Annotated in this window: 18 protein-coding genes; 6 read left to right on the top strand and 12 right to left on the bottom strand. The window is 70.9% G+C overall.

The window, feature by feature from the left end:
* Positions 1–108: 108 nt before the first annotated feature.
* The 4 genes from ACK41C_RS12665 to ACK41C_RS12650 all read left to right on the top strand — a co-directional run bounded on the left by ACK41C_RS12665 (position 109) and on the right by ACK41C_RS12650 (position 4,620).
* Positions 109–1,545, top strand: coding sequence for a methylmalonyl-CoA mutase family protein (locus ACK41C_RS12665; protein ID WP_409654796.1), 1,437 nt, complete (start codon positions 109–111; stop codon positions 1,543–1,545).
* Entirely contained in the window at positions 1,542–3,692 is a 2,151-nt protein-coding gene (gene scpA / locus ACK41C_RS12660; protein ID WP_409654793.1) for a methylmalonyl-CoA mutase, read from the top strand. The genes ACK41C_RS12665 and scpA overlap by 4 nt, the downstream gene beginning before the upstream one ends.
* A 128-nt stretch (positions 3,693–3,820) precedes the next feature.
* Positions 3,821–4,138, top strand: coding sequence for an ArsR/SmtB family transcription factor (locus ACK41C_RS12655; RefSeq protein ID WP_409654791.1), 318 nt, complete (start codon positions 3,821–3,823; stop codon positions 4,136–4,138).
* Positions 4,135–4,620, top strand: a complete 486-nt coding sequence (locus ACK41C_RS12650) for an SRPBCC family protein (RefSeq protein WP_409654788.1) — start codon at positions 4,135–4,137, stop codon at positions 4,618–4,620. The genes ACK41C_RS12655 and ACK41C_RS12650 overlap by 4 nt, the downstream gene beginning before the upstream one ends.
* 26 nt (positions 4,621–4,646) lie before the next feature.
* Here the strand turns inward: ACK41C_RS12650 and ACK41C_RS12645 are convergent, their stop codons facing one another.
* The 7 genes from ACK41C_RS12645 to ACK41C_RS12615 form a co-directional block, all read right to left on the bottom strand.
* Positions 4,647–5,072: a DUF4112 domain-containing protein gene (locus ACK41C_RS12645; protein WP_409654785.1), complete on the bottom strand. Its 426-nt coding sequence runs from the start codon at positions 5,070–5,072 to the stop codon at positions 4,647–4,649.
* Positions 5,073–5,107: 35 nt separating this feature from the next.
* Positions 5,108–6,091, bottom strand: a complete 984-nt coding sequence (gene dgcA, locus ACK41C_RS12640) for an N-acetyl-D-Glu racemase DgcA (RefSeq protein ID WP_409654783.1) — start codon at positions 6,089–6,091, stop codon at positions 5,108–5,110.
* Positions 6,088–8,613 (bottom strand): polar localization protein TipN, encoded by a 2,526-nt coding sequence (locus ACK41C_RS12635; RefSeq protein ID WP_409654780.1) that lies wholly within the window; start codon positions 8,611–8,613, stop codon positions 6,088–6,090. Before ACK41C_RS12635 ends, dgcA begins: the two co-directional genes overlap by 4 nt.
* 155 nt (positions 8,614–8,768) lie before the next feature.
* Positions 8,769–9,026 (bottom strand): hypothetical protein, encoded by a 258-nt coding sequence (locus ACK41C_RS12630; protein WP_409654778.1) that lies wholly within the window; start codon positions 9,024–9,026, stop codon positions 8,769–8,771.
* A gap of 124 nt (positions 9,027–9,150) precedes the next feature.
* Complete coding sequence (locus tag ACK41C_RS12625) at positions 9,151–9,777, bottom strand: beta/gamma crystallin-related protein (protein WP_409654775.1); 627 nt, start codon at positions 9,775–9,777, stop codon at positions 9,151–9,153.
* A 65-nt stretch (positions 9,778–9,842) separates the two neighbouring features.
* Complete coding sequence (locus tag ACK41C_RS12620; protein ID WP_409654773.1) at positions 9,843–10,373, bottom strand: methylated-DNA--[protein]-cysteine S-methyltransferase; 531 nt, start codon at positions 10,371–10,373, stop codon at positions 9,843–9,845.
* Entirely contained in the window at positions 10,354–11,868 is a 1,515-nt protein-coding gene (locus ACK41C_RS12615; protein ID WP_409654770.1) for an AlkA N-terminal domain-containing protein, read from the bottom strand. Before ACK41C_RS12615 ends, ACK41C_RS12620 begins: the two co-directional genes overlap by 20 nt.
* Positions 11,869–12,126: 258 nt before the next feature.
* Here ACK41C_RS12615 and cysD point away from each other — a divergent pair, with 258 nt between their 5' ends.
* Together cysD and cysN are read left to right on the top strand one after the other, a co-directional pair.
* The gene (gene cysD / locus ACK41C_RS12610; protein WP_409656662.1) at positions 12,127–13,056 is read left to right on the top strand and encodes a sulfate adenylyltransferase subunit CysD; all 930 of its coding nucleotides are present in this window, start codon (positions 12,127–12,129) and stop codon (positions 13,054–13,056) included.
* Entirely contained in the window at positions 13,056–14,960 is a 1,905-nt protein-coding gene (cysN, locus tag ACK41C_RS12605) for a sulfate adenylyltransferase subunit CysN (RefSeq protein ID WP_409654767.1), read from the top strand. The genes cysD and cysN overlap by 1 nt, the downstream gene beginning before the upstream one ends.
* On the opposite strand, the gene ACK41C_RS12600 is transcribed toward cysN, so the two are convergent.
* The 5 genes from ACK41C_RS12600 to ACK41C_RS12580 all read right to left on the bottom strand — a co-directional run bounded on the left by ACK41C_RS12600 (position 14,957) and on the right by ACK41C_RS12580 (position 19,649).
* Positions 14,957–15,622 (bottom strand): hypothetical protein, encoded by a 666-nt coding sequence (locus ACK41C_RS12600; protein ID WP_409654764.1) that lies wholly within the window; start codon positions 15,620–15,622, stop codon positions 14,957–14,959. The genes cysN and ACK41C_RS12600 overlap by 4 nt on opposite strands.
* Positions 15,623–15,653: 31 nt before the next feature.
* On the bottom strand, positions 15,654–17,345 hold the full coding sequence (locus ACK41C_RS12595) for a sensor histidine kinase (RefSeq protein WP_409654761.1): 1,692 nt from the start codon (positions 17,343–17,345) through the stop codon (positions 15,654–15,656).
* Between the two features lie 83 nt (positions 17,346–17,428).
* Positions 17,429–18,076 (bottom strand): carboxymuconolactone decarboxylase family protein, encoded by a 648-nt coding sequence (locus tag ACK41C_RS12590; protein ID WP_409654758.1) that lies wholly within the window; start codon positions 18,074–18,076, stop codon positions 17,429–17,431.
* 1 nt (position 18,077) lies between these two features.
* Positions 18,078–18,608, bottom strand: coding sequence for a VOC family protein (locus ACK41C_RS12585; RefSeq protein ID WP_409654756.1), 531 nt, complete (start codon positions 18,606–18,608; stop codon positions 18,078–18,080).
* Between the two features lie 24 nt (positions 18,609–18,632).
* Entirely contained in the window at positions 18,633–19,649 is a 1,017-nt protein-coding gene (locus ACK41C_RS12580) for a zinc-dependent alcohol dehydrogenase family protein (protein ID WP_409654754.1), read from the bottom strand.
* Positions 19,650–19,687: the final 38 nt, after the last annotated feature.

The raw sequence follows: 19,687 nt of genomic DNA, 5'->3' as shown, positions 1-19,687 counted from the left end.
AATGGCGGCAGCTTTATTTTTACAGCGTATACATATGTTAGCTTCACGCGCAAGCCCGTGTCGAGGCTGACCCGGCGGCGCCTTGACGCGCCCCTTTCGGAAGGCCCAATGCGGCCCATGGCCGACTTCGCCTCGCTGACCGCCGCCTTCCCGCCCGCCCAGGACTCCGACTGGCGCGCCCTCGTGGAAAAGACCCTTAAAGGAGCCCCGCTCGACAGCCTGCGCCGCGCCACCGCAGAGGGCCTGCCGATCGAACCGCTCTATCCGATGGCCCAGGCCCCGGCCGCCTTCACGCCCCGTCCGCACGACGTGGAGCGCGCCTGGGACCTGCGCATCGTTACGGCTCATCCCGATCCCGCGCGGGCCAACCGCGAGATCTTGGCGGATCTCGAGGGGGGCGCGGCCTCGGCGCTCGTCCGCATCGATCCCACCGGCGCAACCGGCGTGGCGGTCGGCTCCGCCGGAGACCTGGCCCGGAGCCTGGAGGGCGTTCTCCTCGAGCTGGCCCCCGTCGGGCTCGACGCCGGCTTCCTCGGGCCAAAGGCGGCCGATTGGCTGGCAAGCCTCGCCAAGGCCTCGCCCCGCGCCAAGCTCCTGTTCCACCTCGACCCCTTGAGCGCCTTCGCCGAGAGCGGCGCCAGCCCCGGGCCGATCGAAAGCCACCTGGTCTCCGCCGCCACCGTCGCCGCGCGCCTGGCCGACACCTATCCGGAGGCCCGGCTCTTCCTGGCTTCCGGCCGGGTCGTGCACGAGGCCGGCGGGGGCGAAGCGGCCGAGCTCGCCTTCGCCATGGCCGCGGCGGTCGCCTACGCCAAGGCCGTGGTGCGCGCGGGCCTTTCCATGGAGCAGGCGCTGAGGGGCGTCGTGATCGGCCTTGCGGCCGACGCCGACTACTTCCTGGTGATCGCCAAGCTGCGCGCCGCCCGCCTCCTCTGGGAGCGCATCGCCGAGGCCTGCGGCGCGCCCATGCCGGCCATGATCGAGGCCTGTTCCTCCCGACGCATGCTGACGGCCAAGGATCCCTGGACCAACATGCTGCGGCTCACCGCCGCCGGCTTCGGCGCGGCCGTCGGCGGGGCGGACGCGGTGGTCCTGGGCGCCTTCACCGACGCCCTTGGCCTGCCCACCGCCTTCGGCCGACGCCAGAGCCGCAACACGCAGCTGGTCCTGATGGAGGAGGCGCACATCGGCCGCGTAGCCGACCCCGCCGCCGGCTCCGGCTATGTGGAGGCGCTGACCGATCAGATCGCCCGCGCCGCCTGGGCGCAGTTCCAGGCGATCGAGGCGGCCGGCGGCCTCGCCGCCGCGCTCTCCGCCGGCCTCGTCGTCGAAGCCGTGGCCAAGGCCCGCACCGCCCGGGAGGCCGAGCCCCCGAAGATCGTCGGCGTGACGGCCTTCCCGCCCGCCCAGGACGCGCCGGTGGAGGTGGAGCGCCCGTCGCCCCGCGCCGTGGAAGCCCCTTCCCCGCGCTTGCCGGGCCCCGACAGCGCCTGTCCGCCGCTCACGCCCATCCGCCTCGCCCAGCCCCACGAGGCCGCCCAATGACCCGGTTCCCCGACTTCGCCGCCCTGGCTTTCGACAGCCCCGCCGCGCCGCGCCCCCCCGTGACCGGCGAGCCGTGGATGACGCCCGAGGGCGTCGCCGTCCAACCCGCCTACGGCCCCGCCGACGCGGCTGGCCTCGGCGGCGGCTATCCCGGGATCGCGCCCTTCCTGCGCGGCCCCTATCCCACCGTCTACACCACCAACCCCTGGACCATCCGCCAGTACGCCGGCTTCTCCACCGCGGAGGATTCCAACGCCTTCTACCGGCGCAACCTCGCCGCCGGTCAGATGGGCCTGTCCGTGGCCTTCGACCTCGCCACCCACCGCGGCTACGATTCCGACCACCCGCGGGTGAAGGGCGACGTCGGCATGGCGGGGGTCGCCATCGACTCCATCCTCGACATGCGCACCCTGTTCGACGGCATCCCGCTCGACCGGATGAGCGTCTCCATGACCATGAACGGCGCGGTCCTGCCGGTCATGGCGCTCTACATCGTCGCCGCCGAGGAACAGGGCGTCGGCCACGACAAGCTGTCGGGCACGATCCAGAACGACATCCTCAAGGAGTTCCTGGTCCGGAACACATACATCTATCCGCCCGGACCCTCGATGCGGATCATTTCCGACATCTTTTCATACACTTCGCGCGAAATGCCGAAGTTCAACTCGATCTCGATCAGCGGCTATCACATCCAGGAGGCCGGCGCGACGCTGGACCTGGAACTGGCCTACACCCTGGCCGACGGGATCGAATACGTGCGCGCCGGCATCGCCGCCGGCATGAGCGTCGACCAGTTCGCGCCCCGCCTTTCGTTCTTCTGGAACGCGGGCATGAACGCCTTCATGGAGATAGCCAAGCAGCGGGCGGGCCGCCTGCTCTGGGCCAAGCTGATGAAGGAAAACTTCGACCCGAAGGACAGCCGCTCCCTTTCGCTCCGCGCCCACACCCAGACCAGCGGCTGGAGCCTGGCGGCCCACGACGTCTTCAACAACGTCGCCCGCACCTGCGTCGAGGCCATGGCCGCCGTCGGCGGCCAGACCCAGAGCCTGCACACCAACTCGCTGGACGAGGCCCTGGCCCTGCCCACCGACTTCTCGGCCCGCATCGCCCGCAACACCCAGCTCTTCCTGCAGCTGGAAAGCGGCCAGACCCGGGTGATCGACCCCTGGGGCGGCTCCTACTATGTGGAGCGCCTCACCGCCGACCTTGCCGCCCGCGCGCTCGAGCACATCGCCGAGGTCGAGGCCCTGGGCGGCATGGCCCGCGCCATCGAGGACGGCCTGCCCAAGCGCCGCATCGAGGAAGCGTCGGCCCGCACCCAGGCCGCGATCGATTCCGGCCGCCAGAGCGTGGTGGGGGTCAACCGCTACCGCCCCGAAGGCGCCGACGAGATCCCGGTGCTCAAGGTGGACAACACCGCCGTGCGCGAGCGCCAGCTTGAAAAGCTCAAGCGCCTGCGGGCCGAGCGCGACCCGGTCGCCGTCGAGCAGGCCCTGACCGCCCTGACCAACGGCGCGGCCGGAAACGGCAATCTGCTGGAGCTCTCCGTCGCCGCCGCCCGGGCCAAGGCCACGGTGGGCGAGATCAGCGACGCGCTGGAGAAGGTGTTCGACCGGCATAAGGCCCATGCCTCGGCCGTCTCGGGCGTCTATCTGCGGGAATCCGGCAAGACCCCCCAAGCCGACCGCGCCCGCGCCATGACCGAAGCCTTCAAGCAGGCCGACGGCCGCAAGCCGCGCATCCTGGTCGCCAAGATGGGCCAGGACGGCCACGACCGCGGCCAGAAGGTGATCGCCTCCGGCTTCGTCGATCTGGGCTTCGAGGTCGATATCGGCGACCTCTTCCAGACGCCCGCCGAGGCCGCCGCCCAGGCGGTAGCCGAAGGCGTCCATGCGGTCGGCGCTAGCTCGCTCGCCGCCGGCCACCTGACCTTGGTCCCGGAGCTGAAGGAAGAGCTCGCCAAGCTCGGCCGGCCCGACATCCTCGTGGTGGTCGGGGGCGTCATCCCGCCGGAAGACTTCCAGGCGCTCAAGGACATGGGCGTCGCCGCGATCTTCACCCCCGGCACCTCGGTTCCGGATGCGGCCATCGAGGTCATGGAGCGGCTGAACGAGCAGATGGGCTACGCCCAGCTGGAAACCGCCTAGACGCAGCTGGCCCGCCGGCGGGATCACGGCCGCCAGTCCCTGACTTCTCGTTGGCCGGGTGTGCGCCGCAAACGGTTCGCACGCACCAAGAGCTTGACTCATATGTAAGCACCTGCTTACCGTAAGTCATGACTAACCAATCACGCGCCTTCGCCGCCCTCGCCGATCCCACGCGGCGCCAAGTGTTCGAGCGCCTGGCGTCCGGCCCGGCCGCGGTCGGCGAGATCGCGCGGCGCCTGCCCGTCAGCCGGCCGGCGGTCTCGCAGCACCTGAAGGTGTTGAAGGAAGCCGGTCTCGTGACCGACCGGGCTGAAGGGACGCGCCGCGTCTACCAGATCGACCCAGCGGGCCTGGGCGCCATGCGCGCCTGGCTCGACCGGTTCTGGGACAAGACTCTCGCCGCCTACAAGCTGGCCGTCGAACAAGCCTCGAAGGAAACCCCATGAGCACTGTCGTGACACCCGCGTCCGTGAAGAAGTCCATCGTCGTCGACGCGCCGATCGCGCGGGCGTTCAAGGTCTTCACGGAAGACTTCGGCCGCTTCAAGCCGCCCGAACACAATCTGCTCGGCGTGCCGATCGCCGAGACGGTGTTCGAGCCTCGGGTCGGCGGCCACGTCTATGACCGTGGCGTCGACGGCAGCGAATGCCGGTGGGCGAGCGTTCTGGCCTACGAACCGCCGCACCGCGTGCTCCTGAGCTGGAACATCAGCCCGCGATGGCAGATCGAGACCGACCCCGCCAGGCTCAGCGAATGGGAGGTCCGCTTCATCGCGGAAACCGCCGAGCGGACCCGGGTCGAACTCGAGCATCGGAACCTGGAGCGCCACGGCGAAGGCTGGGAAAGCGAACGCGACGGCGTCGCCGGAGACGGCGGCTGGCCGCTGTACCTGCAACGCTATGCCGACCTGGTGGCCCGCCAGGCCTGACGAAGGCCTCCGGCGCGGAGCGCAGGCTAGGCCCGCGGCGTGACATTGCGCATGCCGCGGCGCGCCTGTCCGGGCCTCCAGCCGGCCGGCAACTCGGACGGGCCGTGCCGGCGCTCGATGTCCTTCTGCAGGGCCCTGGCCGCCATCAGATGGCCGGGGAACAGGGTGTCGATGGCCCAGCCGATCACCGGCGGCACGGAGGCGGCCGTGTCCAGGCCGATATAGGCCGTCATCCGCAGCAGGGTGAACGGCGAGGCGCCGGCCGCGACGCCGTGCGCGATCAGGAGGCCGCCCGCCCCAAGGCCGTAGGCGGTGCCGACGCCGGGCAGCCAGGCCAGGACCCCGTCCAGCCCGACCCCGAACGGCCCGACCGTCACCATCCGGTCCGACAGCCGCTTGACGCGCTCGGCCACGCGCCACGCCCGATGGGCCTTGTCCTTCGCCTCGGACATGACAACGAAACGCGCGGCCTCCGGCTGCGGCTCCTTCAGCCCCACAGCTCCGGCGGCGGCGGCAGGATCAAGGAGCCCTGGTAGGTCAGGCCGGGCTCGCGATCCCGGGCCAGCAGCAGGGGACCGTCCAGATCCACCACCTCGGCGCCCTGCGCCAGGATCATGGTCGGGGCCATGGCCAGCGAAGTGGCCACCATGCAGCCCGCCATGATCTGCAGGCCCACGGCGCGCGCCTCAGCGGCCAGGGCCAGGGCCTCGGTCAGGCCCCCGGTCTTGTCGAGCTTGATGTTGACCGCACCATAGCGCCGCACGCAGCGGGACAGGTCGGCGCGAGTGTGCAGGCTCTCGTCGGCGCAGAGCAGGACGGGGCTCTCATAGCCTTCCAGAGCCTCATCGGCCTGCGCCGGCAGGGGCTGCTCGATCATCTTGACCTCCAGGCGGGCCAGCTCCGGCGCCAGCCGCCTCAGGGCCTCGAAATCCAGCGCCTCGTTGGCGTCGACGATCAGGCGCGTCCGCGGGGCGGCCTCGCGCACGGCGATCACCCGGTCCAGGTCGTCGGCCCCGCCGATCTTCAGCTTCAGCATCGGCCGGCGCGCCGCAGCCCGGGCGGCCTCGGCCATCTTCTCCGGCGTATCCAGGCTGAGCGTGAGACAGGTCTTCACCGGATCGAGCCGCCGCCGACCGGCCAAGGCCCAGGCCGGAACCCCGGCCACCTTCGCCTCCAGGTCCCAGAGCGCGCAATCCAGGGCGTTCCGGGCCGCGCCAGCCGGCAGGCGGTTCTGGAGCCCGCGCCGATCCAGCCCCGCCTCAAGGTCCGGCCTCAGCGCCTCGATCGCGGCGATCTCGCCGGCCGGCGTCTGGCCGTAGCGGGCATAGGGAACGGCCTCCCCGCGCCCGGTCGCCCGCCCGTCCGAAATCTCCGCCACGATCACCTGCGCGGCCGTCTTGGCCCCGCGCGAAATCGCAAACACCGCCGCCAGCGGCCAGCTCTCCTCGCGGACCGCCAGCCGTCGGGTCAAATCCGGTCGCCGGCCGCGGCGTTGAGCAGCAGATAGGTCCGCCCGGCGTCGGAGCCGAGCAGGCTCCCGACGGTAAACCCGGCGGGATCGCGCTCGACGGCGTCCTCCAGCAGTTCGCCGTACTGGATCAGGTATTTCACCACCTGACGCTCCAGCGCCTTGTCGCTCATGATCCTGCGCGTCAGCCGCCGGGTCGCCGCGGGCGCCAGCCGTCGAACCACTTCCCGCGCACCTCCCAGATCGCCGGTCTGGACCGTCGCCGCCAGTTCCTCCACCCGGCTCTTGGGCAGAAGCGCCAGCGGATCGATCCCCATTGCGGTGATCTCGTGGGTCAGGAGGTCGGCGAGTTCCGCCTCCGCATCGTCCTCGTCCACCTCGTCGAGGGAGGACAGCAGATCCTTCCAGCTCCAGCCCTCTGCGGCCTCGGTGGGCTCGGCGGCCTCCGCCGGCGGGCGGCCGCTCGCCTGTTCGAAGACCTGGGAGAACTCCTCGTCCGTCGCCGTGGGCGTCAGGCGCAATCGGGGACGTGAGCTGCGCTCTTCATCGGTCGGCGGAGAAACGGCCTGGTCCAGCCCGAGTTCGAGTTCGAGTTCGGCTTCCTCCATCGGCTCGGGCGCGGGCGCGGGGGCTTCGGCGCGGCGGAGGGGCCGTCGCTCCGGCTCGGGCGCCGCAACCCGAGCGGGTCGCTCCCGCGGGGCGGGCGGCGGCGCAAGCGTCGCCACAGAACCCATCAGCCGCACGGCGTCGCTCAGGACTTCGTAGTTGCGCCGCACCCGCTCCTGGAAGGCCTCGTCGATGGCCTGGGTCTCTTCGGCCGTGCGGCGAGCCTGCTCCATCAGGTCTTCCAGGCTCTCGGTCACCGCCCGCCGCACCTGTTCGGCCTCGCCGCGAGCCCGCTGCGGCAGCTGGGCGGCGCGGGCGTCCACATCGGCCAGGATGCGGTTCAGCTCGTCCAGAGTGGTGCGGGCCGACCGGGCGCCCTCCTCCAGCTTCCGCGCCGTGGCCGCGCCGGCTTCCTCCACCATATGGGCGGACTGCTCGATCAGGGCCCGGGCCTCGGCCAGCCGCGCCTCGAACACCTTGTTGGCGTGCTGGCCGGCGGTGAAGGCGGCTTCCGAGAGCTGGTCCACCTGGTCGCGCGCGGCCTCGGCGTGCTTGGCCGCCGCCGCGCGGGTCTCCTCCGCGGCGCTCGCCAGGGCGGTGATCGCCGCGCGGGTCTGCTCCTCCAGCCGCGCGCGTTCCTGGCCGGCGGCGTCGGAGACGGCCTCCAGGGCATGTAGCGTCGACTGGCCGAATTCGTCGCGCTCGGCCCGGGCGGAATCCGCCAGCTCCCGGAACTGCTCGGCCGCCTGGGCGATCAGCTGGCGCAGGGCCTCGCCGCCCTTCACCGCCCGGTCGCCCATTTCCGCGGCCGAGAGCCTGGCTTGGGCGATGAACTCGGCCAGCTTCGCCGCATGGCTCTCCGCCTGGGCCGCGAAAGCCTCCTGGTCGGCCCGCAAGGCGTGGGAGACGGTCACCAGCCCCGCCCGCTGCTCGGTCAGGTCCTTCTCCACGGCCGAGATCTGCTCGCGCACCCCCAGGCCTGCGGTTTCCAGGCGGGCGATGTGGCGGGTCAGGTCGTCGGCGGCGGTGCGCGCCGCATCGGTGGTCTCGCCTGCGGCGGCGGCCAGGTCGGCCGCCCGCGCGGCCAGGGCCGCCTCGGCTTCCCGAAGCTGGGTCTGGGCCAGGTCCGAAGCCTCGGCCACCATTCGCGCCTGCCGGGTGATCGCATCGGCCACGGCCGTCGCCTGGCCGTCAAGGACGCCCGAGAGCCCGGCCATCTCCGATCGTTCGCGCCCCAGCGTCTCGGCCAGGCCCTTGGCGGTGCGCGCCGAGCTCGAGGCCGCCTCGACCAGCTGCTCGGTCTCCACCGCCAGCGCCTGGCGCAGGGCCAGCAGCGTCTCCCGCGCCTCCTGGGCGGCGGCGGCGGCCAAGCCGATCTCCTCACGCACGCCGTGCGCCACGTCGACGGTCTGAAGGCCGGCGGCCAGGGCGGGCGCGGCCAAGTCGTCGGCCATCCGCTTGGCGCGTTGCGCCTCGGCGCCCAGCTTCTGTCCCTGGCGGATCATGTAGGCGCCCAGCCAGACCAGCAGGGCCGGCCCCAGGGCCAGCATCGCGAAGACCGTGATCGCGAACGGATCGAAATCGAAGGGCGCGATCGACCGCCGGTATCCCCAAGCAAAGGCGATCGGCGCCAAGGCCCAGAGCACGGAAACGACAAGCGCCGCCAGATAGACCGGCCAGGCCGGCGGCAGCGGATCGGCCGTCGGCGCCTCCAGGGCCGGCCGAGGCGCAGGCACGCGCGGGGCGGCCGCCGTCACCCGCGCCTCGCCCGGCTCACGGGCGAGCGGCGCGTCGGCCGCCGGCTCCAGCATCGGTTCGGAAGGGCGCTCGGGTTCCGCCGCCGGCGCGCGCGCCGGCTCCTGATCGTCGTAGCCCAGGGATTCCAGATCGAGGGGCTGATGCCGCTTCCGAATCTTCATGGCCTGTCTTAAGCGGCCTTCCACCCTGCGAGCGAGGCGGCGCGCCCAACACGCGTCCCCCGATTTCGCGCCTCAGGCGTAAGGATTACCGGCGAACGCCGGCGAGGCAAAGCATCAAGCCGCGGAATCTCGGAAAGCCGCCGAGACGCTTCGTCTCAGGCCTTGACGGGGCGAACCTTGGCATCGGGGCATTCGCCCGGGCGCAGGGCGATCGGGGTCTTGCTCGCCTTCAGGGCGCGGGCGTCCGGCCGGACCTCGGAAGCCTTGGCGGCGGGGGCGCTACGGGCGACGGTCCGCTCCGCGGGAACCGGCTCCTTGACCTGCTGGGCTTCCATGGGAAGGCCGAAATGCGCATAGGCGGCGGCCGAGGAATGGACCACCACTGCGGCGACAAGATCGGTCAAGGTCTGCATCGGAGCGCTCCCCAGCTGGTCCGATTGCGATTCCGTCGCATCCTTATAGGTCAAGCAGAGCCGTCGGGCGACGTCGCAGAACATGAAATTTCGGTCATGAACCGTAACGCCGCCCGGCCCGCCGTCACCGGCGACGGCAGAAGATGTCGCGCAGGATGGTGGTGTTGCTGACCGGGCGCCCCTCGCCGTCGATGGCCCGCGGGGCGCGCTGGCTGGAGTCGTAATAGGCCGCCGAGCCGAGGCCCTGGGCGCGGCAGAAGGCGTTGGCCGACATGCCGCCGGCGGCGATGTCCATGCCGTCCAGCGTCGGGTGCGGGAAGAAGACGCCGGTCGCGCCTTCGACGCCGCGGCCGCCAGGTCGGACAGGGCCGCCGCCCCAGCCGGGCCCGCCCCCGCCCCAGCCCGGTCCGCCCCCGCCGTAGCCATAGGGCTCGACCGACGAGATCCGCTGGCTCATGGCGATCTGGTTGAGGTCGGCGATGTCGCCGCTGACGTCCTCGCAGCGGCCGCCGAAACCGGCGTGCTCGCACACCCGCCAGCGGCCCTGGAACCGGGCGCTCTGGGCCAGGTCGTTGAAGCCCCGCCGCGACAGATTCTCTTCCGATCCGAAGATGGTGGTCTGCCGCCCCTGGAAGTTCGGCCGCTCATAGAGCGTGACCGAGGGCTCGCGCCCCGGACGGTAGGTCTGGGCCTGGACGGCGCCCGCCGCGACGGCGGCGGCGAGGATGGCGATGGTCGCGGTCTTTTTCACGGACGGCTCTCCTGAAGCTCTGCAGCCTCGTTCAAGCGCGACCGTGCTGAACGCGCGCTGAACGGTCAAGCCGCGCGGAAGGCGGCGCCCTCGTGCTCCAGCAGCCAGCGCTTGCGCTCCAGCCCGCCCCCATAGCCGGTCAGCCGGCCGTCGGCGCCGATCACGCGGTGACAGGGCACGACGATCCCCAGGGGATTGGCCCCGTTGGCCAGCCCCACCGCCCTCACCGCCGCCGGCGCCTCGATCTTTTCGGCCAACCCGCGGTAGCTCAAGGTCTCGCCGGCCGGGATGCTCCGCAACGCCGCCCACACCCGGCGCTGGAAGCCGGTGCCGCCGGTGCGGCATTCCAACGGATCGAGCGCCCGCAGGTCTCCGCCGAAATAGGCGCCGAAGGCCTCGGCCACGCGCCGGGGCGCGGTCCCCTCCCGCAGCTCCGTCGGCGGGTTCTGGCGGCGCAGCAACAGCCGCATCCGCGCCTCGTGGCTCGTCCAGTCGAAGGCGCGCAGGGCGCCGCCCTGGTCCACGACCACCAACCCCTCGCCCACGGGGGTCTCGATCCGATCCAGGATCAGGATTTCAGGCGGCTTGGGGGACATGGGCCTTCTCCTTGGGGGTCTTCTCCGTCGGGGCCTTCGGATCGGCGGCCCAGAGGTGGGACGCCGCATAGGCGCGCCAGGGCCGCCACGCCTCAGCCCGCGCCAGCAGCTCGGCCGGCGTCGGGCGCACGCCGTCCGGCCCCTCCAGCGCGCGCAGCAGGCCAAGGTCGGCGTGGGGAAAGGCGTCCGGCTCGCGCAGGGCGCGCATGGCGATGTATTGGGCTGTCCACTCCCCGATCCCCGGCAGGGCGCGCAGGGCGGCGACCGCCTCGTCCAGGCTGCGCCGAGCGCCGAAGAGGTCGGGATCGACCGCCGCCGCGGCGGCCAGGTTGGCCAAGGCCCGCCCCCGCGCCCGCGGCATGGGCAGGCTTTCGACGTCCACCTGGGCCAGGCGCTCGGGCCGTGGAAAGAAGCGCGTCAGGCCCAGCCGGTTGGCGGCCTCGTCCTCCAGCGGCTCGCCATGAGCCTCGGCGAGCTTGCCGGCTAGGGCGCGGGCCGCGCCGACGGTGATCTGCTGCCCGAGAACGGCCCGCACCGCCAGCTCGAAGCCGTCCCAGGCCCCGGGCGCCCGCAGCCCCGGCCGCGCCGCCACCAGGGGCGCCAGGAACGGATCCTCCGCCAGATGCGCCGTGATGGCTTCCGGGTCCGCCGCCAGGTCGAACACGCGGCGCACCCGCGTCAGCACGGCCGGCCAGGCCTGCACCTTCCGGAACCTCAAGGTGACGCGCAGGTGGTCGCCGTCGCCCGGCTCAACGCTCACCACCCCGCGGTCCTCTCCGATGGCGAGGGTGCGGCTGTAGCGTCCGCTGACCACCGTCTCCACGCCCGGAATGGCGCGAGCGGCCAGGAAGGCCAGCATCGCCTCCCAATCATAGGGCGGACGGTAGGGCAACCGGATCGTCACCGCCCCGCCCTCGCCCGCGGCGATCTCCGCCCCGCCCAGGCGGCGGAGCGTGCTCGGCGGTCGACCGAACAGCTGCTGGAAGGTCTCGTTGAAGCGCCGGACGCTGCCGAAGCCGGCGGCCAGCGCCACCTCGGCCATCGGCAGGCGCGTCTCGTGCAGCAGTTGCTTGGCCAGCAGGACGCGCCGGGTCTGGGCCACGGCTATGGGCGAGGCGCCCAGGTGCTGCCGGAACAGGCGCCGCAATTGCCGCTCGCCCACACCCAGCCGGTCGGCCAGGGCCTCCACGTCGCCGGCGTCGAGCGCGCCGGTCTCGATCAGGGCGAGCGCCCGGGAAACTGTGTTGGAGGTCCCGCGCCAGGAGCCGAGATCGGGCGAGGTCTCCGGCCGGCAGCGCAGGCAGGGCCGGAACCCCGCGGCTTGCGCCGCCGCCGCGGAACGGAAAAACCTCATGTTTTCCCGCTTCGGCAGCCGCGCCGGGCACACCGGGCGGCAGTAGATTCCCGTCGTCCTGACGCCGCTGAAGATCCGCCCGTCGAAGCGGGCGTCGCGGGTTGCAAAGGCGCGGTAACAGGCGTCGTCGTCCAGATCCATGCCGCCATCGTCCTTTCGCGCCACATTCCTGTCTCGCGGTTTTCGGACATTGTCGAGCCGCCGCTGGCGGTTTTCGGACACGGCCCTCGGTCTCAATTTCCTCGTCGGCCTGTCAGGAAATCTCTATCGTCAGCGGCGGTCGGGTCCCCTAAGCCCCTCGCCAAGGGCCAATCCGTCCGCCGGCGTCGCAGCGGGCGGTCGTTTGCAGTCGGCGGTCGAGGATCAGCTTCCGAGGTTCATGTGCAAGGTTCAGCCCTGATGCCGCTAGAGGCGCCCGCGCTCACCCCCCAGACGCTCACCCACCTTCAGCGGCTCGAGGCCGAGAGCATCCACATCATGCGCGAGGTGGTGGCCGAGGCCGAGCGTCCGGTGATGCTCTATTCCATCGGCAAGGACTCGGCCGTCATGCTGCACTTGGCGGCCAAGGCCTTCCATCCCTCCAAGCCGCCCTTTCCCCTGCTGCACGTGGACACCACCTGGAAGTTCCGGGCGATGTACGAAATGCGCGAGCGGATGGCCGCCGAGCTCGGCTTCGACCTCCTCGTGCACCGGAACCCAGAGGCGCTGGCGCGTGGGATCAATCCCTTCGACCACGGCTCGGCCGTCCACACCGACATCTGGAAGACCGAGGGCCTCAAGCAGGCGCTCGACAAGTACGGCTTCGACGCCGCCTTCGGCGGAGCCCGGCGCGACGAGGAGAAAAGCCGCGCCAAGGAGCGCATCTTCTCCTTCCGCACCGCCCAGCACCGCTGGGACCCCAAGAACCAGCGCCCCGAACTCTGGCGGCTCTACAACGCCCGCAAGAACCCCGGCGAGAGCATCCGCGTCTTTCCGATCTCCAACTGGACCGAGCTGGACATCTGGCAGTACATCCACCTGGAGCAGATCCCGATCGTGCCCCTCTATTTCGCCGCCGAGCGCCCCGTGGTGGAGCGCGACGGGGCGCTGATCATGGTCGACGACGACCGGATGCCCCTGAAGCCGGGCGAGACGCCGCAGATGCGCTCGGTCCGCTTCCGCACCCTCGGCTGCTATCCCCTGACCGGCGCGGTCGAGAGCACGGCCGCCACCCTGCCGCAGATCATCCAGGAGATGCTGCTCACCACCACCTCCGAGCGCCAGGGTCGCGTGATCGACCACGACCAGGCCGCCTCCATGGAGAGGAAGAAGCAGGAGGGCTACTTCTGATGGCCCACCAGTCCGCCCTCATCGCCGAGGACATCGAAGCCTACCTGCACCAGCACGAGCACAAGAGCCTGCTGCGGTTCCTGACCTGCGGTTCGGTGGACGACGGCAAGTCGACCTTGATCGGCCGGCTGCTCTACGACTCCAAGATGATCTTCGAGGACCAGTTGGCGGCCCTCGAAGCCGACTCCAAGAAGGTGGGGACCCAGGGCGGCGAGATCGACTTCGCCCTCCTGGTCGACGGCCTAGCCGCCGAGCGCGAGCAGGGCATCACCATCGACGTCGCCTACCGCTTCTTCTCCACCGACAAGCGCAAGTTCATCGTCGCCGACACGCCCGGCCACGAGCAGTACACCCGCAACATGGTCACCGGCGCCTCCACAGCCGACGCCGCCGTCATCCTGATCGACGCGCGCAAGGGCGTGCTGACCCAGACGCGGCGCCATGCCTATCTCGTCAGCCTGCTGGGCATCCGCCACGTCATCCTGGCGGTGAACAAGATGGACTTGGTCGGCTGGTCGCAGGAGGTGTTCGACGCCATCCTGGAGGAGTTCCACGACTTCGCCGCCCGCATCGGGATCAAGGCCTTCACCGCCATCCCGATGTCGGCGCTCAGGGGCGACAACATCACCGAGCGCAGCCCCGCCGCCCCCTGGTACGACGGCCCGGCCCTGATGCCGCACCTGGAGGCCCTGCCGGTCGAAGACGACCTGCAGGCAAAGCCCCTCCGCATGCCCGTCCAGTGGGTGAACCGGCCCAATCTCGACTTCCGCGGCTTCTCTGGGCTGATCGCTTCAGGGACCGTGCGGCCGGGCGACCGGATCAAGGCCCTGCCCTCGGGCCGGGAGAGCACGGTCGAGCGCATCGTCACCTTCCGCGGCGACCTCGACGAAGCCGTCGCCGGCCAGTCGGTCACCCTGACGCTGACCGACGAGATCGACATCTCCCGCGGCGACGTCATCGCCACCGTCAAGGCCCCCCCGGCCGTCGCCGACCAGTTCGAGGCCACGCTGGTCTGGATGGACGACGAGCCCATGCTGCCGGGCCGGCCCTATCTCCTGAAACTCGGCGCCCGCACGGTGTCGGCCCAGGTCACGGAGCCCAAGTACAAGGTCAATGTGAACACGCTGGAGCACTTGGCCGCCAAGCGGCTGGAGCTCAACGAGATCGGCGTCTGCAACCTGTCGCTCGACGCGCCGATCGCCTTCGACCCCTACGCCGAGAACCACGACCTGGGCGGCTTCATCCTGATCGACCGGCTCTCGAACCGAACGGTCGGCGCCGGCATGCTGCACTTCGCCCTGCGCCGCAGCCAGAACATCCACTGGCAGGCGCTCGACGTGAACAAGGCCGCCCGGGCCGCCCAGAAGGGCCAGCGTGGGCGCGTGGTCTGGCTGACCGGCCTTTCGGGCGCCGGCAAGTCGACCATCGCCAACCTGGTGGAAAAGCGGCTGCACGCCAACGGCCGCCACACCTATCTGCTGGACGGCGACAATGTCCGCCACGGCCTGAACAAGGACCTCGGCTTCACCGACGAGGATCGGGTGGAGAACATCCGCCGCGTCGCCGAGGTCGCCAAGCTGATGGTCGACGCCGGCCTGATCGTGCTGGTCTCCTTCATCTCGCCGTTCCGGGCCGAGCGGCGCATGGCCCGCGAACTGATGGGCGAAGGCGAATTCGTCGAGGTGTTCGTCGACACGCCGCTGGCCGTGGCCGAGCAGCGCGACGTCAAGGGCCTCTACAAGAAGGCGCGCGCCGGCGAGCTGAAGAACTTCACCGGCATCGACAGCCCTTACGAGCCCCCGGAAAACGCCGAGATCGTGGTCGACACCACCGCCTTTTCTCCCGCCGAGGCCGCCGAGCGGATCGTCGCCTGGCTGGAAGGCGTGCTCGACTACGAGATCTAAGGCGCGGCCTCCGCCTCATCTCCGCCTATGGCGGGAAGCGACGGCTGCGCCGCCGAACGCCGGGCGCGGATGTCGGCGGTGACGGCGAAGGCGCGGGCGTTCGCCTCGGCTTCGAGGGCGCGCCAGTCGGTGATGTAGTCGAACGCGAACCGATCGATCCCCCGCCGGCGATACTGCTCCACATGCGCCAGCTCGTGCGCCCAGAGCCAGACGTTCACCACCATGGCGTGGTCGGAGAAGACCACGACATCGTCCAGGGTGACCGCGCCTTCTTCGTAGTACCAGCCAGCCAGGAGCGAGCCCAAACCCAGACGGCGGTCAGCGAGGGTCCAGCGCGTCCGGCTCAGCACCGCCGCGTCGAAATAGGGCGCCAGCGTGCGCTGGATCTCGTCCGGGATCGGCTGGGGATCCGAGGCCAAGGCCTGGCTGCGCGAGAAGCGGATCGCTTGGGCCAGCGCCGGCCACGCGGCTTCCGGCGCACGCCGCTCTGCGAGGCCGCGGGAAGCCGCCGCGGCGCGGTCGCCCCAGGCTCGCGCTGTGTCGCTGAGGACCCCGCGCCACTCGTCCGGCGGACGCAGCTGGGCTTCCGACGGCCCCCGGGCGCAGGCGCTCACCAGGAGCGCGATGAACGGAACAAGCAGGACGCTGGCGGCGGATCGCATGACGCAGCAACGCGGCTGCTGCCCGTCGGCTTCAGACCGCCGCCTCTGCGATGGGCGTCACCCGCGCCGAGATCGGCACGCAGATATCCACCTCCAGGCCGCCGGGCGCATAGCGCACGTCCGCCGAGCCGCCCAGTTCCTGCCCGATGCTCGAGCGGATCAGACGGCTGCCGAAACCGGCCCTGGCGGGGGTGCGGACCGGCGGGCCGCCGCTCTCGCGCCATTGCAGCTGCAGCTCGCCTTCGGCGACCTCCCAGGCAACCGAAATCCGTCCGCTGTCCAGCGAAAGCGCCCCGTATTTCGCGGCGTTGGTGGCCAGTTCGTGGAACACCATGCTCAGACTCACGGCTGCGGTCGGCGACAGCAGCAACTCGTCGCCAGCCACAATGGCCCTCGCACCGTAAGGCTGAAGGGTCTGCGCCACGACCTCGCGTAGATCCGCGTTCTCCCACACCCGGCGGGTCAGCAGATCGTGGGCCTGGGAAAGCGCCAGCAGGCGCTCGGTGAAGCGCTCCACACGGGAATCCTGCGCCCCGCGCCCGAGCGTCTGCCAGGCCAGGGACTGCACGGTGGCGAGCGTGTTCTTCACCCGGTGGTTCAGCTCGTGGATCATGAGTTGCTGACGCTCGCTGGCGCGAATCCGCTCGACCTCGCGCTCCCGGAGGGCTTCGGCCGCCATCTGCAGCGCCCGGCGGACTTCCCGCGTCTCCGCCAGTCCCGGACGCGCGCGAACGGAGGCCTCGCCGCGCGCCAGAGCCGCCGCGTCGTCGCTGAGGCTGCGAATATCCTGTGATATCCGCTGTGAGAAATAGACCGCCGTCGCCGCGCCCAGCGTGATGAGCACGATCATGATGGCCAGTATGGCGCCCGCGCCCTGCACGGCCGCAGCCTGGACCTCCTCGCGAGGCACGCCGACGATGAAGGCCCAACCATAGATCGGCGAGCGGCTGAAGGCCGAGAAGGTGGGCGTCCCATCCAACGTATGGGTCGCGATCACGCCCTCGGTGCTCCTGGCCATCGCTTCGCGCATGTCGGCCGTGGCGGTCCGGCCGACCAGGCGGGCCGCATCCCGGCTGCGGGCGACGAGCCGCCCCTCGCGATCGACGATGCTGCCGGTCCAGGCGTCGGGCAGATCTTGCGCCTCGAAAATCGACTGGAAGGCGCTGGGCTCCTGGATGTAGCTCAGCACGTGCATCCGGCCGTCGATCACCACCGGCGTGTCGACCGCGATGATCGGCTGGCCCGTCAGCGTACCGGTGGTGAGGTTCGAGACCACTGTCCGGCCCGCCCGCATCGCCCGCCACGCCTCCTCCGGGAAGCCGCCTTGGGGCAGCGCCGCCCCAGGTTGGGCGCGCGTGTTGAGGATCTGCCGCTGGCGCTCGTCCATCAGCACGATCCAGCCCGAGCGGTCCTCGGCGACTTGCCGCGCCTGGATTTCGAACTCGGCGAAGCGGCCCGTCTGCAGGGACCGCGAGACCGCCAGCGCCTCCACGATCGAGCGCGCCTGATCGATCTGGCCGTCCGCGGCCAGGGCCAGGGCGCGGGTGGTCACGAGAAGCTGGGCTTCGTACCGACGCCGACCTTCGTCGTACTGCAGTTGAGTCAGGAAAACCATCAGCACCAAGGCAGGTGCGATCAGGCTGAGCGCCATATAGAGCAGCCTTCGGCGGACCGTCGGGGCGCGACGCGTCGTTCCGGGCGAGCTGGCAGAACGCGCGTCCACTTATCCTCCGGGGAAGGCAAGGCTCCAGACCTTCACGGTCCAGCCTGCCCGTCAAGCAGGTACCCGACGTTCGCCGCCGGTTCTCAGCCGTCCCGGCGACCGATGTCGAGAAAATCGCGCCCGCTGAAGCCCTCCGGCGCGGCGACCTCCGTCACCGGATCGTCGCGGTCGTCCCATTCGGTGCGCAGGGCGCGGCTCATCACGGCGTGCATCTCGTAGAGACAGGTGATGTAGGTCAGCTCCAGGATCTCCTCGTCGGAGAGGAAGCCTCGCAGCGCCTGGAAAATGGCCTCGGGCGTCCGGCCGCCGTCCAGAACCAGGCAGTCGGCGTAGGCCAGCACGGCCCGCTCCTTCGCGTCGAACACCTCGGCCACCGGCCAGTGCGGCACCGCGGCGATCTTCGCCTCCGCCACGCCGAGGCCGCGCAGGGACTTGCAGTGCTGGGAGAAGACGAACTGGCTGCCGCGCGCCCAGCCGGCGCGGGTCTGGGCCAGTTCGCGCAGCACGGGGTCGAGCTTGCGGTGGGGACTGCGATAGAGGGCGAAGCCGCGGTTGCAGTGCTCCAGGATGTCGGGGGAATTGGCGAACACCGTCCACCAGTTTCCGGGCGTGCCAGTACTGGTGCCTGGCTCGGCGACCGGATCGCGCGCGCCGAACAGCAGGTCGTAGGTCCGCGCCACGACCTTGGAGTCCGCCTCCGCCCGCGGCACCTGGCGCAGCCGGGGCGCCATCTTAGGCCTCCGCCCGCACGGCCCGGGCCGGCGCGTGCCGCACGTCCTCAGGCCCGAAGGCGCGGGTCGTCGCGGCCAGCTCCAGCATGATGCCGTTCGGATCGGTGAAATAGACCGAACGGACGAAGACGCCCTCGTGCTTCTCGGCGCTCACCCCCATGGGGCTGTCGTCGTGATTGACCACCATGTCGGGCGAAACCTTCACCCCGGCTTCCACCAGCCGCCGGCGGTATTCGTCCAGCTTGTCCTCGGGCACGTTGAAGGCCACGTGGTTCATCGAGCCGACCGCGGTCTTGGCGTCGCGCGGAAAGTCGCGAACCGATGCGATCCCTGGCGCCGCCGCAGGGGCGTCGGGCCACCAGAAGAAGGCCACCGCGTCCCCGCCGCCGCAGTCGAAGAAGAAGTGCTGCCCGCCGTCGGGCAAAGCGACCGTCTTGAAGAGCGGCATGCCCAGGACCTCGGTATAGAACCGGACGGTCTCCTCCATGTCGCGGCAAACCAGCGCCAGATGGTTGATGCCCGTGGTCCGCATCGCCGCCTCCTTTGGGCTGTTGCGTCAGAACTCCAGCACGATCTTCCCGAAATGCTCGCCGCCGCGCATGGCCTCCAAGGCGGCCTTGGCCTCGGTCCAGGGATAGGTCCTGTCCACCACCGGTCGGATGTCGTGCAGGGCGATGGCCCGGCACATGGCCTCGAACATGTCGCGCGAACCGACGGAAACGCCCTGCATGCGGGCGGAATTGCCGATCAGCACCGCCGGCTGGATTCCCTCGCCGCCGCCGGACACCACGCCGATGATGGCGATATGGCCGCCGATGCGCACGGCGCGCAGGCTCTGCTGCATCGTGCCCGCGCCGCCCACCTCCATGATGAAGTCCGCGCCGACGCCGCCGGTCAGCTCGCGCACCGCCCGCCCCCACTCCGGCGTCTGGCGATAGTTGACCAGATGATCGGCGCCCAGCGCCTTGGCCCGCTCCAGCTTGGCGTCGGACGAGGAGGTGATGATGGTGCGGTAGCCCGCCGCGTGGGCGAACTGCAGGCCGAAGATCGACACACCGCCGGTTCCCTGCAGCACCACGGTGTCGCCGGGCTGCAGGCGGGCGTCCTCGAACAGCGCGCGCCAGGCGGTCAGCGCCGCGCAGGGCAAGGTCGCCACCTGCTGGTCGGTAAGGAACTCGGGGACCTTCGAGACCCCATCCTCGCGGAAGACCGCCAGCTCGCGCCCCGCGCCGGGAATGGGGAAGCCCAGCGCCGAGCTCAGCTTCTCGAGCGTCGGCGGCCCCGAGATCCAGTTCTGGAAGAACAGCGTGGAGACCCGGTCGCCCGGCGCCACGCGCGTGACCCCCGGCCCCACCGCCTCCACGACGCCGCAGCCGTCGGAGAAGGGCGTGATCTTGTCGGCGGTCCCCGATCCGCGCCCATAGACGCCGCCGACCATCAACAGGTCCCGGTAGTTCAGCGACACCGCCCGCATCCGCACCAGCACCTCGCCCCGCCCGGGGGTCGGGTCTGGGGCCTCGATCACCTGCAGGGCGTCCAAGCCCCACGGCGCAGCAGCCTGCAGCGCGCGCATGCCTCGTCCTCCCTCGTCTTCCTTGACGCCATAGTCGC

Source organism: Phenylobacterium sp. (genome assembly GCF_046290725.1).
Lineage (GTDB): Bacteria > Pseudomonadota > Alphaproteobacteria > Caulobacterales > Caulobacteraceae > Phenylobacterium.
The sequence above is the reverse complement of the archived record's forward strand: the minus strand, read 5'-3'. Positions and strand labels throughout refer to the sequence as shown.

Coding starts and splice junctions, on each gene's coding strand:
- ACK41C_RS12655 (WP_409654791.1), top strand. CDS start 3,821: ATGACTAACCAATCACGCGCCTTCGCCGCCCTCGCCGATCCCACGCGG.
- ACK41C_RS12590 (WP_409654758.1), bottom strand. CDS start 18,076: ATGGCGCCCCGGCTGCGCCAGGTGCCGCGGGCGGAGGCGGACTCCAAG.
- ACK41C_RS12615 (WP_409654770.1), bottom strand. CDS start 11,868: ATGGATCTGGACGACGACGCCTGTTACCGCGCCTTTGCAACCCGCGAC.
- cysN (WP_409654767.1), top strand. CDS start 13,056: ATGGCCCACCAGTCCGCCCTCATCGCCGAGGACATCGAAGCCTACCTG.
- ACK41C_RS12620 (WP_409654773.1), bottom strand. CDS start 10,373: ATGTCCCCCAAGCCGCCTGAAATCCTGATCCTGGATCGGATCGAGACC.
- ACK41C_RS12600 (WP_409654764.1), bottom strand. CDS start 15,622: ATGCGATCCGCCGCCAGCGTCCTGCTTGTTCCGTTCATCGCGCTCCTG.
- ACK41C_RS12665 (WP_409654796.1), top strand. CDS start 109: ATGCGGCCCATGGCCGACTTCGCCTCGCTGACCGCCGCCTTCCCGCCC.
- scpA (WP_409654793.1), top strand. CDS start 1,542: ATGACCCGGTTCCCCGACTTCGCCGCCCTGGCTTTCGACAGCCCCGCC.
- ACK41C_RS12580 (WP_409654754.1), bottom strand. CDS start 19,649: ATGCGCGCGCTGCAGGCTGCTGCGCCGTGGGGCTTGGACGCCCTGCAG.
- cysD (WP_409656662.1), top strand. CDS start 12,127: ATGCCGCTAGAGGCGCCCGCGCTCACCCCCCAGACGCTCACCCACCTT.
- ACK41C_RS12585 (WP_409654756.1), bottom strand. CDS start 18,608: ATGCGGACCACGGGCATCAACCATCTGGCGCTGGTTTGCCGCGACATG.
- ACK41C_RS12650 (WP_409654788.1), top strand. CDS start 4,135: ATGAGCACTGTCGTGACACCCGCGTCCGTGAAGAAGTCCATCGTCGTC.
- ACK41C_RS12645 (WP_409654785.1), bottom strand. CDS start 5,072: ATGTCCGAGGCGAAGGACAAGGCCCATCGGGCGTGGCGCGTGGCCGAG.
- ACK41C_RS12635 (WP_409654780.1), bottom strand. CDS start 8,613: ATGAAGATTCGGAAGCGGCATCAGCCCCTCGATCTGGAATCCCTGGGC.
- ACK41C_RS12630 (WP_409654778.1), bottom strand. CDS start 9,026: ATGCAGACCTTGACCGATCTTGTCGCCGCAGTGGTGGTCCATTCCTCG.